General features: G+C 69.1%; 10 protein-coding genes. 5 read left to right on the top strand and 5 right to left on the bottom strand.

What is annotated here, in order from left to right:
• Positions 1-185 precede the first annotated feature (185 nt).
• Positions 186-770: an NADPH-dependent FMN reductase gene (locus AX744_RS11875; RefSeq protein WP_061017084.1), complete on the top strand. Its 585-nt coding sequence runs from the start codon at positions 186-188 to the stop codon at positions 768-770.
• A 15-nt stretch (positions 771-785) separates the two neighbouring features.
• Here AX744_RS11875 and AX744_RS11880 read toward each other — a convergent pair whose 3' ends face one another.
• Positions 786-2,558, bottom strand: a complete 1,773-nt coding sequence (locus tag AX744_RS11880; protein ID WP_061017085.1) for a 2-isopropylmalate synthase — start codon at positions 2,556-2,558, stop codon at positions 786-788.
• Positions 2,559-2,725: 167 nt separating this feature from the next.
• On the opposite strand from AX744_RS11880, the gene AX744_RS11885 reads away from it, so the two are divergent.
• The gene (locus tag AX744_RS11885) at positions 2,726-3,394 is read left to right on the top strand and encodes a FadR/GntR family transcriptional regulator (protein WP_061017087.1); all 669 of its coding nucleotides are present in this window, start codon (positions 2,726-2,728) and stop codon (positions 3,392-3,394) included.
• Positions 3,394-4,218 (top strand): ABC transporter ATP-binding protein, encoded by an 825-nt coding sequence (locus AX744_RS11890; protein ID WP_061017089.1) that lies wholly within the window; start codon positions 3,394-3,396, stop codon positions 4,216-4,218. The genes AX744_RS11885 and AX744_RS11890 overlap by 1 nt, the downstream gene beginning before the upstream one ends.
• Before the next feature lie 16 nt (positions 4,219-4,234).
• Here the strand turns inward: AX744_RS11890 and helR are convergent, their stop codons facing one another.
• From helR to AX744_RS11905, 3 genes are all read right to left on the bottom strand, one after another.
• Positions 4,235-6,379: an RNA polymerase recycling motor ATPase HelR gene (gene helR / locus AX744_RS11895; RefSeq protein WP_061017091.1), complete on the bottom strand. Its 2,145-nt coding sequence runs from the start codon at positions 6,377-6,379 to the stop codon at positions 4,235-4,237.
• 125 nt (positions 6,380-6,504) lie between these two features.
• Positions 6,505-8,094 carry an amidohydrolase gene (locus tag AX744_RS11900; RefSeq protein WP_061017094.1) on the bottom strand — a complete coding sequence of 530 codons (1,590 nt, stop codon included), beginning with the start codon at positions 8,092-8,094 and terminating at the stop codon, positions 6,505-6,507.
• Complete coding sequence (locus AX744_RS11905; RefSeq protein WP_058633201.1) at positions 8,091-9,326, bottom strand: hypothetical protein; 1,236 nt, start codon at positions 9,324-9,326, stop codon at positions 8,091-8,093. The genes AX744_RS11900 and AX744_RS11905 overlap by 4 nt, the downstream gene beginning before the upstream one ends.
• Positions 9,327-9,514: 188 nt before the next feature.
• Here AX744_RS11905 and AX744_RS11910 point away from each other — a divergent pair, with 188 nt between their 5' ends.
• Together AX744_RS11910 and AX744_RS11915 are read left to right on the top strand one after the other, a co-directional pair.
• Positions 9,515-10,117: a TetR/AcrR family transcriptional regulator C-terminal domain-containing protein gene (locus AX744_RS11910; protein ID WP_061017096.1), complete on the top strand. Its 603-nt coding sequence runs from the start codon at positions 9,515-9,517 to the stop codon at positions 10,115-10,117.
• A 330-nt stretch (positions 10,118-10,447) separates the two neighbouring features.
• The gene (locus tag AX744_RS11915; RefSeq protein WP_046749353.1) at positions 10,448-10,831 is read left to right on the top strand and encodes a hypothetical protein; all 384 of its coding nucleotides are present in this window, start codon (positions 10,448-10,450) and stop codon (positions 10,829-10,831) included.
• A 15-nt stretch (positions 10,832-10,846) separates the two neighbouring features.
• Here the strand turns inward: AX744_RS11915 and AX744_RS11920 are convergent.
• The coding region (locus tag AX744_RS11920) for an error-prone DNA polymerase (RefSeq protein WP_061017097.1) at positions 10,847-14,153 on the bottom strand (3,307 nt) is incomplete at its 5' end.

Here is a 14,153-nt window from a genome sequence, read left to right on the forward strand (position 1 = left end):
GTGCCGGGGTGCCTCGACGGCCTGAGGCGAATCCGGGCGAAGAATCGCGGGCTCTGTTCCTCGTGCTCAAGCCTCGGTGCACGGGCGGCGGGGCAATGGAAGGGGCTTGCTATGCCGGGACACGGGGCTAGCCTGAACGCGAACACGTCCGACAAGCACATCCGAACAAGCAAGGGAGTATCCGCATGGCACACCGGATCGGCTACCTCATCGGAAGCCTCGCCCATGACTCGATCAACCGCGTCGTCGCGACCGCGCTCGTGAAGCTGGCCCCGCCCAGCCTGGAGATGGTCGAGATCCCGATCCGCGATCTGCCGCTGTACAACCGTGACGACGAACTCGATCCGGTCGCCGCCGTGACCACGTTCAAGCACGCGGTCGAGCGCGCCGAAGGCCTCCTGATCGTGTCGCCGGAGTACAACCGCTCGATCCCCGGCGCCCTGAAGAACGCGATCGACTGGGGGTCGCGGCCGTGGGGCCACAACTCGTTCGCTCGCAAACCCACCGGCATCATCGGAGCCTCCACCGGCGCCATCGGCACCGCGGTGATGCAGTCCTCGATGCGCAGTGTGCTGAGCTTCCTCAACGCCCCTCAGCTGAACGCCCCCGAGGCGTATCTGACCTACCGTCCTGAGATGTTCGGCCCCGACGGCACGGTCGAGGATGCCGGCACGAAGAAGTTCCTCGAGCACTACATGGAGGAGTACGCCGCCTTCGTCGAACGCGTGCTCTCCCTCACGGCGCCCGGGCACGTCGGCGACCAGGACTGAGCTTCGAGGCAGGAGTCAGCTTCCAGAGCGGGCGACCGCCGCCGCCATGACTGCGGACAGACTCGCGGAGAGCACGGATCGTCCGCGGCCGGCCGACCACGAGCTCCCCGCCGCGGTGCGGTGTTCGAGGAGCGTCAGAGCATCGCTCTCCGCCCCCGATCCGACGCTCGTCTGGTGGAGCCCGACGATGTCCACGCGCACGCCATGGGCGGAGAGTGCCGCAGAGAGAGCCTCGATCGGGCCGCCTTCACGGTGGACCGTCGTGTGCTCGCGGCCCTCGACCTGGAGTGTGATGCGCGTGCGTGGGTTCCCTTCGCCGTCGGCGGAGTCGTAGGAGACGAGACGGGTCCCGGAATCACTGCCCGAAACGGGGCGGAGATAGACCGCTTCGAAGACGTCCCACAGCTCTGCCGCCGTGACCTCGGCTCCGGTCGCGTCGGTGTGCCGCTGCACGTGCCGGGCGAAGTCGATCTGCAGGCGCCGAGGCAGCTCGACCCCGTACTCGCTCTCCAGCAGAAATGCGATACCTCCCTTGCCCGACTGCGAGTTGACGCGGATCACGGCGTCGTAGTCGCGACCGATGTCCGCGGGGTCGATCGGCAGATAGGGGACCCGCCACTCGATCTCCCTCTCATCGCGGTCCTCCGCGGCGGCGCGGGCGCGGTGCTCGGCGAAGCCCTTCTTGATCGCATCCTGGTGCGTGCCGCTGAACGCCGTGTGCACCAGATCGCCGACGTAGGGGTGGCGGGCGTGCACCTCGATCCGGTTGCAGTGCTCGACGGTGCGGCGGATCTCGTCGATGTCGGAGAAGTCGATCATGGGATCCACGCCCTGCGCGTGGAGGTTCAGCGCGAGCGTCGCGATGTCGACGTTGCCCGTGCGCTCGCCGTTTCCGAAGATGCAGCCCTCCACCCGCTGCGCTCCGGCCAGCACCGCGAGCTCGGCGCAGGCGATACCCGTCCCGCGGTCGTTGTGGGGATGCACGGAGAGGACCACGGAGTCACGGCGTGCGAGGTTCTTGTGCATGTACTCGATCTGATCCGCGTACACGTTCGGGGTGGCGATCTCGACCGTCGCCGGCAGATTGAGGATCACCGGCCGCTCGGGGGCGGCCTGCCACAGCTCGGTCATCGCATCGCAGATGTCGATCACGTAGTCGGGTTCGGTCAGGTTGAACACCTCGGGGGAGAACTCGAAGCGCACGTTCGGCAGATGCCCGGCGAGCTCCCACACGTCGCGGCCGCCGGAGAGGATGAGCTGCTTCAGCTCCTCGCGCTCGTGCCCCAGCACCAGGCTGCGCCACGCGGGGGCTGTCGCGGTGTACATGTGGATCACGACCTGGTTGGCGATGCCGCGGACGGACTCCACCGTCCGCTCGATGAGATCGCGGCGCGCGGGGGTGAACACCACGATCGTCACGTCCTCCGGCGCGATGTCGCTGTCCGCGATCAGCCGCACGAAGTCGTAGTCGGTCTGCGACGCCGACGGGTATCCCACTTCGATCTCCTTGTACCCCATCCGCACCATCAGCTCGAAGAACCGGTGCTTGCGGGCTGGATCCATCGGCTCGGCGAGAGCCTGGTTGCCATCGCGCAGGTCGACCGGCACCCACAGCGGGGCGGCCGTGAGTCGATGGGCGGGCCAGTCCCGCTCGGTGAGCGGCACCTCGACGCGTGAGTAGACGTCGCGGTAGCGGTGCGAGGGCATCGGCGAGTTCTTCTGCCGGTTCCAGGCGGGAGCGCCGTCGATGCCGGCGGCGGAGTCATGGATGGGCGATGTTGTGGTCATGGTGATGCGGCGTCCTTCTCGGAGAGGGGAGACCGGCACACTCGACCCCACGGCGGGGTGCCGGTCCGGCTACGCCCCGCCGTGGCGGCGAAGAAGGAGGTGCTCTGACGAGAACATGGCTAGACTGTAACAGAACTCCTCAGACAAGTAGACGAGAGGCCACGCGAATGGCACAGGTGAGACGGGCGCCGCTGGCGGACCAGGCGGCCGAACTGCTGTGGCGACGCATCACGGCCGGGGAATGGGCGCTGGGGGAGAAGCTCCCCGGCGAGACGACGCTCGCCCTGCAGCTCGGCGTCGGTCGATCCACCGTGCGCGAGGCGATCCGGCAGCTCGCCGGGCGCGGAGTGCTGGCTTCGCGACAGGGGGCTGGAGTCTATGTGACCGCGCTCGAAGCCCCGGAGGACTGGGATGCCGTCCTGCGCAAGGCCGACATCGTCGCGGTGATCGAGGCACGCATCGCGATCGAGACGGAGGCCGCCGCGCTCGCCGCCGCGAGACGCACTCCCGCGGATCTGCGCAGCATCCGCCGTGCTCTCGCCGATCGCGCCGCGCACCGCTCCCATATCGAGGCACACGTCGACGCCGACACCGCCTTTCATCGGACGATCGTGGCCGCCGCGCACAACCCGGTGCTCCTCGACCTGTTCGACAGCTTCACCCCGCGGTTGCGTGAAGCCATGGTCGAGATGCTCCGCATTCGGCGGTCGTTCGGGGACGACACCGACCAGGACGCGCACGCCGAGCAGGTGGAAGCCATCGCCGACCACGACGAAGCTGCCGCAGCCGAACGCAGTCGGGCTCATCTCCTCACCCTTCGCGAGGCGCTGTCGTGATGTCGGCGAAGGGTCTCGACGGCTCCGTCCCCCGCGACGTCCTCGCGCTGAGGGGCGTCGACGTCGTCCGCAACGCGCGGCAGATCCTGACCGGCATCGACCTCACCGTCAGGCAGGGCGAGCACTGGGCCGTCATCGGGCCGAACGGAGCGGGTAAGAGCACGATCCTGAGCATGTGCGGTGCGCAGGCGCACCCGACCAGAGGCTCTGTCCACGTGCTCGGACAGCAGCTCGGACGCGTCGAGATCCGACAGCTGCGGGAGTCCATCGGTCACGTGAATCCGCGTCACCCACTGCGCTCGCCGCTGACGGTGCGAGAGGTCGTGCTCACCGGAGCGACGGGGACCACGGAGATGATGAACAGATGGGAGCCCTCCCCGGCGATCCTGGCGCGCGTCGAGCACCTCATGGCGCTGCTGGGTCTCGAGGCGATCGAGGCCGCAACGTGGCCCACCATGTCCCAGGGAGAGCGCGGAAGAGCCCTCATCGCTCGTGCGTTGCTGCCCGACCCCGCGCTCCTTCTCCTCGACGAGCCCTCGACGGGTCTGGACGTCGCGGCGAGGGAGCAGTTCCTCGAGACGCTCGATCTGCTGCACAGCACGCAGCCCGAACTCGCCACCGTCCTCGTGACGCATCACCTGGAGGAGCTGCCCCGGTCGACCACGCATGCGGCACTGATCGCGAAGGGGGAGATCGTTGCCAAGGGGCAGGCCGACGCCGTGCTCACGACACCCCTGGTGACGGCGGCCTTCGCATACCCCATACGGATCGAGCGGCGCGAGGAGCGCTGGCAGGCCCTCACCGGTCGCGTCCTCGTCGGGTGACGTCGCGAGCGTCGCTTCACCGGAGCACGATGAGCTCGCTGGTGGATCGGGTCATGGACACGTAGCGGTCCACGGCGCCGGTCACGTCATGTCCGAACTGATCGGGATGGACCAGCACGACCAGGTCGAACTCCAGGCCCTTCGCACCCTCGGGCGTCAGGGATCGCACGCGCGCGGTCGGGGCGAAGTCGGGGGCGCCGATCACGCACGCCACGCCGTCCGGATGCGCGTCGACCCAAGCCTCCAGCAGGCGCGGGAGTGCGGCGACGACGTCATGACGCACCGGCATTCCGCTCTCGCGCACCGAGGACGGGACGTTCGCATCGGGGATCGCCGCGAGGATCTCTGGAGCAGCGGCCTCCATCACCTCCGTCGGCGTCCGGTAGTTCACCCCCAGATGAGAGATCCTGACGTCGCGGAGTCCGACGCGGGCGAGTCGGGCCTCCCAGCTCTCGGTGAATCCGTGACGTGCCTGCGCGCGGTCTCCCACGATCGTGAAGCTCCTCGAAGGGCAGCGGGCGATGAGCATCCGCCACTCCGCGTCGGTGAGCTCCTGTGCCTCGTCGACGACGATGTGTCCGAACGGTCCGGACAGCTCGTCGGGTCGCAGCGCGGGGGGAGCGTCGACACCGAGCAGCACATTCCGTGCGTCCTGGCCCCGCAGGATCGACATCACCTTCATCTCGCTGTCGTCGTCCTCGATGAGGTGGTCGACCACATGGGAGATCTGCTCCTGGGCGGAAGCGATCACGGCCTGGCGTCGGTGCTCGTCGCGGACGGTATCGGGGTCGCCGATGCGGCGGCGCGCGGCGTCCAGGAACGGGACGTCCGACACGGTCCATGCCGTCGACCCGTCCCGCTGCAGGAGTGCGATCTCCTCCGGTGAGAGCCCCGGCGCACAGTGCCGCAGGAATTCGGGTGAGCTCCACAGTCGTGCGACGACCGATGTCGGGGACAGCATCGGCCAGGCGCGCATGAACGTCCCGGTGAGTTCCTCGTCCTGACGCAGCCACCTCCGCACCGTGTGGGGCGGCGCATCCGCGTCGTCCACCTGGTCCGTCAGCAGCTCGAGGATCTCCTCCCACACCTCGTCGCGTGCCTCGTTGTGCGAGATGGCAGGGTCGGCGTTCGAGAACAGTTCAGCCCATTCGTCGCGACTCAGCCACAGGTCGGCCCACGGCGATTCCAGACGCATGGCGTGATGCGGCGGGCGCTCGAACCACCTCGCGGCAGCGTCGAGCAGCGAGACGGGGTCGAGCGTGCCCTTCAGCCGCGCCACTCGGGCGTCGTGTTCGGTGCTCCGCTCGTCGGAGGCCGAGGCTCCCTCCGGGACGAGGTCGCGGATGGTCGCCAGTCGCACGGTGTCCTCGCCGAGGCTGGGAAGCACGTCCTCGACGTATGCGAGATAGTGCGCATGAGGGCCGATCAGCAGCATGCCGCCCGCACTCTGCGTGAGGCGCGGCTCCGCGTAGAGGAGTTGGGCGGCGCGGTGCAGTGCCACGACGGTCTTGCCCGTGCCCGGGCCGCCGTCGACGACGAGAGCTCCCCTGGACGAGGTGCGGATGATCGCATCCTGGTCGGCCTGGATGGTCGCGAGCACGTCGCGCATCCTGGCCGTGCGATGAGTTCCGAGGCTGGCGATGAACGCGGATTGATCGTCGAGGGAGGCCGCGCCGTCGAACGCCGCGTCGCTCAGCGCCTCATCCCAGTAGTCACGGATGCGTCCGTCGGTCCAGCGGTAGCGACGTCGGGAGATCACACCGCGCGGATGCTCGAGGGTCGCCGCGAAGTACGGCTCTGCGGCAGGAGTACGCCAGTCGATGAGGAGCCGGGACCCGTCCGCGTCCGCGAGGCCGGTGCGGCCGATGTACCGATGTTCGCCATCGTCGAGGGTCATCCGGCCGAGGCAGATGTCGAGGCCGAAGCGCTCGAGCACGCGAAGGCGTCCGCTCAGTCGGCGGATCTCCAGGTCCCGGTCGACGACGGCATCTCCGAGGTCCGCTTCCCGGCGGCGCGCTTGCGTCAGTCGCGAGATCACATCTGCGCGCTGCAGCTCGAGAGCGTCGGCGATCCTCCGGAGATGCTCGCGGTCATCGGCGATCAGTTCCGGAGCGGCTTTCGCGCGCAGATCGTCCGCGAGGTGGAACGGGTCGAAAGGCATGGATCTCCTTCACGCCGGGCGTCATTCGCACGAGCGAGGGTCGATTCTGCCCCAGGGTGGGGGCCTTGCGGCAAGCCCCCACCTCGGCGATATCCTGGAAATGCGCAGGAGAGGTGCTCTTCGCGCTAGCTCTCGTACACGGTGCGTCCGGCGATCACGGTCTGCGATATGCGTGTCCCCAGCAGAAGGGCCGGATCGCCCGCGAACGGGTCGGCGTCGAGCACCACGAAGTCAGCGGCGTATCCGACCGCGATGCGGCCGCGCCAGCTGCCGTCGCCGATCGATGCCGCGGCGTCCCTGGTGGCGTGCGCGATGGCCCGTTCCAGCGGAAGTGCCTGAGTCGGGTCGACGGCCGGCACACCCGGAACCAGCGCCGAGGCACGTGTGGCGGCGACGTACATGTTCGCGAGCGCCTCGTAGGGGGCGGTCGGCGCATCGGTCGAGAAGGCGAGGAGTGCTCCTGCTTCGTCGTACTCCGACCACGCGAACGCGCGGGCGACGCGATCGTCGCCGATCTGCGCCGCCCAGTTCGCGAAGATCGCGGGGTCGGCGTGCACGGGCTGCATGGAGGCCGTCACCCCGAGCCGCGCCATCCGCCCGGCGGTTCCCGGCGCGGCGTACTCGAGGTGCTCGATGCGGTGCCGACGCGGGCGGTCGCCGTTCACCGCGACGGCGTGCTCGATCGCATCGAGGGCGAGTGCGCTCGCGGCGTCGCCGATCGCGTGCATCGCGATCTGAAGTCCCGCCGCGTCCGCCGCCGCGACCACCGGCAGCAGCCGCGCGGCCGGCCAGATCGGCTCGGCGTTCGAGCCGTCGGCGTAGGCAGCTCCCATGGCGGCAGTGCACGCGTCGATCGTGCCGTCGAGCACGAGCTTTATCCCGACGACGCGAACACCCGCGGTCGACGCCGATGCGTGCACCGACGCCTGAGCGACCTGCGCGAGGTTCGCCGCATCGTCTCCGCTGTTCGCGACGAACCAGTGCGCGGCGACGCGCAGGGGCAGCTCGCCGCGTTCGGCTGCCCTTTCGAGCGCAGCGAGTCCGAGCTCGTCGAACGCCATGTCGACGGCCCCCGTCACGCCGGCGGAGAGGTAGGCGGACACGACCCGTGCGACTGCCGCATCCCGCTGAGCGTCCGTCGTGGAGGCGTCGCGCTGCGCCCACGCGTACTGCTGTGCGGCGGTCTCATAGAGCATCCCCGTCGGCTCGCCGGACGCGTCGCGGGCGATGCGTCCGCCGAGCGGGTCGGGGGTGTCCCGCGTGATCCCCAGCTCGCGCAGCGCCGCCGTGTTCACCCAACAGGAGTGGTAGTCGTTGGCATCGAGGTAGACGGGGATATCGGCGACGACGGCATCGATCATCGTCGCGGTCGGCTCCCCGTCGGGGATCGCGTCGAACAGCCAGCCGCGTCCGCGCAGTACTCCCGACGTGGTGCGGCGGGCCTCGTCCAACCGGCGTTGGATCTCCTCGAGCGATGCGGCGTCGGTGAGTCCGACCTGTCCGAGCGCCTCGCCCATCATGAGCAGGTGGGTGTGCGCGTCGGTGAACCCCGGAAGGACGACGCGTCCTCCGAGATCGACCTCCGCGTCGGCGTGCGGGGCTTCCGCCTCGGAGCCCACGTGGATGAACTCCTCGCCGTCGACGACGATGGCCTCCGCCCAGCGGGACTCGTCTCCCGTGAAGATCCGGGCGTTGCGATAGAGGGTGCGGGTCATGCGGTGGTCTCCTGAGAGGTCATGCGTTCCAGACGCGTCGATAGGAGGGCGATCGCCCCGGCGGGTACGGCGAGGACGAAGCTCGCGATGCCGAGGGCGACCCCGAATCCCTGATAGCCGAGAACGCCGACGAGGGCTGCGCCGATGACGGGGGTGAGGGCCGACCCGACGAGGTACACCGCGAGCAGGGGGCCCGACCAGCGGCCGTCGGCATCCAGGGCCGCCGATGTCGACACGAAGTACATGAAGGCGATCGCGTACACCGAGTTCCAGGCGATGAAGATCACGATGAACGTGGTGGGATCGGTCACGAAGCCCTCCACGATCTTGAGCGCGCCGCCGGCGACGAGCAGGATCACGAGCGGTACCGCGCGCCCGAGACGTGCCCCCACGATCATGAGGAGCAGCGAACCGAGCAGTCCGCCGGCCGTCGCGCCGCTCAGCGCGATGCCGAGTCCCTCCGGCGTCAATCCGGCCTGTTCCGCACCCATCACGCCCGCCATGGCCCACAGCGAGTCCTCGCTGGCCGCCCACAGCGCGAACACCAGCAGGAGGCCGACGCCGGCCGCGGTGACGGTCCGTGTGCGGGTGGGGGACGTCCTGACCGTCCCGGTCGGCGGCACCTCGATCGGCATCGCCTCGGCGACGGCTGCTCCGGCCTGCGGGGCGACGACGGGGGCGGCGGGCAGCCAGGCGGTGGCGACGAGCCCGATCAGGGAGAACAGGGCGAGCGCGCCGAACACATCGATCGGCGCGAGGCCGATCAGGGGGATGACGGCGAGCACCACGGTGATGACGCCCCGGTTCGCGAGTCCGTTGAAGCCGGCGACCCGGTCCGGGTTGCGGAACGCGGCGAGCGCTGCGCCCGACGCGGCGACCGCTCCGCCCGCTCCGGCGCCGCCGAGGAGGAGGCCGGGGAGCATGGCGGCGGGTGCGAGTGCGGCGGTCGCGAAGCCGACGACGGCGAGACCTAGTCCCGCGCGGGCCACGGTTCGGCGATGCGTGCCGGCGCACAGCGGAGCGATCGCCAGTCCGGTCACGGCGGTGAGCAGGAGTGTCGCGGTCACGAGCCAGCTGGCGGCGAGCACGTCGAGGCCGAGGCCGGTCTGGGCGGCCGTGATCATGTACGGCGACAGGTTGACGCCCAGGTACCCGGCGATGCCGATCGCGAAGGTCGCGGCCGCTGTCGGGAAGCGGAGAGGGATTCTGGTGCGGAGATCGAGCGTGGTCATGGAGCTCCAAGGGGAGTCGGCACGGCATTGTGCGCGGGAAGGGGAGACAACGGGTGTGCGTCGGATGGGGCACGAGTTCATAAACGAATGGTGTTCGTAAACGAATGGTGTTCATTATTATGCACAGGAGGGGGTTCTTGCGGAACCCCCGAACTCACGACCGGTCCGCCGGAGAAAGCGAGCCCCCGATGCCGAGGCCCTCCACACCGCTCCTGTCTCCGGAGATCATCGGCGCCGCGGGCCTCGCTCTCGCGAGAGGCGGCCGGCCCTTCGGGGTCAATGCCATAGCCCGCGAGCTCGGCGTGCGCCCCTCGTCGCTGTACAACCATGTCGACGGCATGGACGGGATACTCGAACTCATCCGCGGGCAGCTCGTGCAGGGATACCTCGTGCAGTGGGACGGCGAGCCCTGGGATGTCTTCGTGCTCGCGGTGCTGCGAACCCAGCGCCGGATGTATGCCGACCATCCGCAGCTCGTTCCATTGCTCGTGGGGAAGACGATCACGCATCCGGCCGTCATCGCCGCATATGACGACCTCGCCTCGGCGCTCGTCGACGGCGGTTTTCCCGAGGACGAGGTGCTCTCGGTGATCGCCGTCATCGACGCCTTCGCGATCGGCTTCGGTCTCGATCTCGCGTCGCCTGACGAGATCTGGCAGCCGGGGGAGCCGACCCGCACGCTCGGACGCCTCATCGACGGGGCCGAGCGGGGGAGCGCCCGCTCCGATCGCACCTTCGAGCTCGGGGCCGACCTTCTCCTGGAATCCCTGCGCACACGTCTCGCGCGGTGATCGTCGGAGGTGCACGATCGCTGCGGCGATGCGAAGGAGGCCGTGGATCGAGTCCAGTGCAGTGCAGTGGGGAGATTTGCCCTCTCGATGACCCGCCCCAGACGGTGCCGCCGAGAGGGCTCACCGCCCTTCCCGGACGGTAGGGGAGGCGGCGAAGATCTCGCTGCGCTCACGGCTGATTTCCCCAGGTCATCAGCCTCGTAGCCCCCGCTACGAGAGCAGAATATCGCTTAATCGGCTTGTCCGCCATTTGGGGGACAAAGAAATTTTCGAATTCGGGTAGCGGGGACTCGCTGTTGTCTTCCTCTGGTGCTTCTCTAGGGTGGACTCATGGACAGACTGCTCGTGCTCACCGCTCAGGTCGCCATCCCTCACGGCCATCGCATCGACGTGACGGAGCAGGTCGATCCGCTCACCGATGAGCCGGTGGTCCTGGCCATCGTCGACCTCGACACCGGCATCCGCTACCGACGCGAAGAGGACCCGAGTGGGGACTTCTCCCGCTGGATCGGGCGGGTGCTGAGGTGCACGGTCACCATCGGAGGCGCAGGAGCCCACACCACGCTGCTCGTCGATCCCCTCGGTCCCGGGTACACCGGTGCCAAGGTGGCTCTCCACGAAGCCGACGCGGCTGCCGATGCCGCCAAGGCCGAGGCGGACCGGTGGGGCGGAGCCGATCGCCCGCCGGCAGAGGAGCCGGAGCGCTTCTGGTGAACCCGGCGCGCAGCGTCACCGGAAGTCTCTGGAGCGATGGGTGAGACCGGTGCGCAGATCCTCGAACCCATCGGCCAGCACATTGACCACGCCCTCGGCCGATCGTTCCAGGATGCCGCGGATGATGAGCGCCGGTGAGTCTCGGGCCACGCGGCGGTAGCGGTTCCAGACCCCGGCCGAGCAGACGACGTTCACCAGCCCGCTCTCGTCCTCGAGGTTCACGAAGGTGATCCCGGAAGCCGTGGCCGGTCGTTGACGATGGGTGACGAGCCCGGCGACCTCGATGCGTCGACCCGCCTCGTGCCTCTGCAGGTCGACCGCTGTCAGCACGCCGCGAGCGCGCAGAGCCTCCCGGAAGTGCGTCAGGGGATGGTCGTCGGTCGACACCCCGGTCGCCCACAGGTCGGCGGAGAGCCGCTCGTAGCTGCTCTGATCGGCGAACAGGGGCGGCTGCACCGCGACCGTGGTCCCGGGGAGGAAACGGGAGCGATCCTCGGCGGCGGCTCCCGCCATCCAGATGGCCTCCCGGCGTTCCAGGCCCAGACAGTCGAAGGCCCCGGCGGTGGCGAGCGCCTCCAGCTGGGCGGCCGTGGCATCCGTGCGTCTGACCAGGTCGTTCAGGTCCCGATAGAGGCCGTTCGCTTCGCGCTCGGCGACGATCTTCTCGGCCATCGCCATGCCGATCCCACGGATGCCGCCGAGTCCCAGCCGCACAGCGGACCCGCCGTCTCTGCGGTGCGCGGCGGATTCATCCGCGGCAGACCTGTCGAAGCGCAGGACCGGCGGCTGAGGGACGCTCAGGCACGGATCCTGGCCGGTCGGCCCTCTCGGGGTGTCCGAGGAGAGCGGCTCCAGCAGCTCCATCGCACCGGAGAGATGCAGATCGGGGCGGCGCACCTCCACTCCGTGCCGTCGGGCATCTGCGGTCAGGGTCGCGGCGGAGTAGAAGCCCATGGGCTGCGAGCGCAGGAGTCCCGCGAGGAACGCGGCGGGGTAGTGCAGCTTCAACCAGGAGCTGGCATAGACGAGGAGTGCGAACGACAGCGAGTGCGATTCGGCGAAACCGAAGTTGGAGAACGCCTGGATCTGCGCATAGATACGATCCGCCGCCTCGTCGACGAGCCCGCGCCTCGCCATCCCCGCATAAAGTTTGTCCCTGACCTTCTCGATCCTCTCGAGGCCCCGTTTGGAGCCCATGGCCCGGCGCAGCAGATCGGCTTCGTCCGCTGTGCAGTCGCCCACGGCGGTGGCCATCTGGATGAGCTGTTCCTGGAAGATCGGGATGCCCAGCGTGCGCTTCAGGATGTCCTCCAGATCGCTGTGCGGGTAGGGGATGGTGAACTCCACCGGCGGTTCTCCCCGAGACACCCGTTCCCGGTTCTCCTCGTCGACGCGGTCCTTCGCCATCTTGCGCCGGACGAACGGGTGCACGGCCCCGCCCTGGATGGGGCCGGGCCGGATGAGGGCGATCTGGATGGCGAGGTCGTAGAAGCTCCGCGGTTGCAGGCGGGGGAGCAGCCCTATCTGAGCACGGGATTCCACCTGGAAGACGCCGATCGAGTCCGCGCGGCAGAGCATGTCGTAGACGCCGGCCTCCTCCTTCGGGATCGTCTCGAGCGTCCACTCCTCACCCGTGGTCTCCCGGATCAGGTCGAAGCAGTGCTGGAGGGCGGCGAGCATCCCGAGTCCCAGCAGATCGAACTTCACCAACCCCATGAAGGCGGCATCGTCCTTGTCCCACTGGATGACAGTGCGGTTCTCCATGCGGGCGTGCTCCACAGGAACGACCTCTCCGACGGGGCGCGCGGTGAGCACCATGCCCCCGGAATGGATGCCGAGATGTCGAGGCGCCTTCAGCAGCTCTCCGGCGTAGGCGAGCACGTTCTCGGGGATGTCGTGCCCCTCTGCGGGTTCCAGTCCCGCTCCCCAGCCGTCGACCTGGCGGGACCAGGCATCCTGCTGGCCCGGGGAGTGGCCGAGAGCCCTGGCCATGTCACGCACCGCATTCTTGGGGCGGTACTGGATGACGTTCGCCACCTGGGCAGCCCGCTCCCTCCCGTACTCCGCGTACACCCACTGGATGATCTCCTCACGGCGGTCGGAGTCGAAGTCGACGTCGATGTCCGGCTCCTCCGTCCGCGTGGTCGCGAGGAACCGCTCGAAGGGCAGACGGTAGAGGATCGGATCGACCGCGGTGATGCCCAGCAGGTAGCAGACCGCGCTCGCCGCAGCCGACCCCCTGCCCTGGCAGAGGATGCCGCGCCTCCTGGCCTCCGCGACGATGCCGTGCACGATCAGGAAGTACCCGGGGAAGTCCTTCTCCTCGATCACGTCGAGCTCGCGGGCGATCCGGTGCCGGCCGTCATCGTCCAGTCGTGGATACTTCGACGGCACGGCCTCCCACACCAGGTGACGCAGCCAGGTCATCGGAGTGTGCCCCTCCGGAACCTTCTGCTGCGGCAGGGCCGGTCGAGCCAGGCGAAGCGGGAAGGCCGAGGCCGCGGCCAGCTCGAGCCCGTACGAGATCGCCCCGGGGTGCCGCTGGAAGCGCGCCGCCATCTCCGCACCGCTGCGCAGATGCGCCCCTCCGTGCGCGGGCAGCCAGCCGTCGAGCTCGTCCATGCTGCGCACCGCGCGGACCGCGGCCACGGCCTCGGCGAGCGGCGCCTGTGCCGGTGTGGCGTAGTGCACGTTGTTGGTCGCGACCACCGGCAGCCGCATCCGACGCGCCAGGTCGGCGAGAGCGTCGTTGCGTCGAGTGTCGAGGGGGTCGCCGTGATCGAAGAGCTCGACGACGACGTTGTCGCTTCCGAACAGGTCGACGAGCGACCCCAGCGGCGTGCCCGCGTCCCCCGCTTCGAGTCCGCGACGCACGGCGCCCTTCCGACATCCGGTCAGGATCGTCCAGTGCCCGTCCGCGCGTGCCACGAGATCGTCCAGGTCGTAGACCGGGCGCCCCTTCTCACCTCCCCGCAGCTGCGCAGAAGTGATCGCCCCCGAGAGTCGGTGGTATCCCTCCATGCCTCGGGCGAGGACCAGCAGGTGCTCGCCTGCGGGATCCGCGGAACCCTGTTGCGGCGCCGGCAGGTCGAGCGACAGCTCTGCCCCGAACACCGTCTGCAGCGGGCTCTCCATGAGATCGGCCACCTCGGCGAAGCGCGCGGCTCCGTAGAAGCCGTCGTGGTCGGTGAGGGCGAGAGCGGTCAGGCCGAGTCGCTCGGCCTCGGCGAGGAGGTCTTCGGGGGACGACGCCCCGTCGAGGAACGAGTACGACGAATGAGCGTGCAGCTCGGCGTAGGGGACCGCGTCCGCGGGGCGGGGG

This window comes from Microbacterium sp. CCH5-D1 (assembly GCF_001557335.1).
Classification (GTDB): domain Bacteria; phylum Actinomycetota; class Actinomycetes; order Actinomycetales; family Microbacteriaceae; genus Microbacterium; species Microbacterium oxydans.

Bases quoted from the DNA above. Each gene is read 5' to 3' on its own strand.
- AX744_RS11875 (WP_061017084.1), top strand. From the start codon at position 186: ATGGCACACCGGATCGGCTACCTCATCGGAAGCCTCGCCCATGACTCG.
- AX744_RS11880 (WP_061017085.1), bottom strand. From the start codon at position 2,558: ATGACCACAACATCGCCCATCCATGACTCCGCCGCCGGCATCGACGGC.
- AX744_RS11885 (WP_061017087.1), top strand. From the start codon at position 2,726: ATGGCACAGGTGAGACGGGCGCCGCTGGCGGACCAGGCGGCCGAACTG.
- AX744_RS11890 (WP_061017089.1), top strand. From the start codon at position 3,394: ATGTCGGCGAAGGGTCTCGACGGCTCCGTCCCCCGCGACGTCCTCGCG.
- helR (WP_061017091.1), bottom strand. From the start codon at position 6,379: ATGCCTTTCGACCCGTTCCACCTCGCGGACGATCTGCGCGCGAAAGCC.
- AX744_RS11900 (WP_061017094.1), bottom strand. From the start codon at position 8,094: ATGACCCGCACCCTCTATCGCAACGCCCGGATCTTCACGGGAGACGAG.
- AX744_RS11905 (WP_058633201.1), bottom strand. From the start codon at position 9,326: ATGACCACGCTCGATCTCCGCACCAGAATCCCTCTCCGCTTCCCGACA.
- AX744_RS11910 (WP_061017096.1), top strand. From the start codon at position 9,515: ATGCCGAGGCCCTCCACACCGCTCCTGTCTCCGGAGATCATCGGCGCC.
- AX744_RS11915 (WP_046749353.1), top strand. From the start codon at position 10,448: ATGGACAGACTGCTCGTGCTCACCGCTCAGGTCGCCATCCCTCACGGC.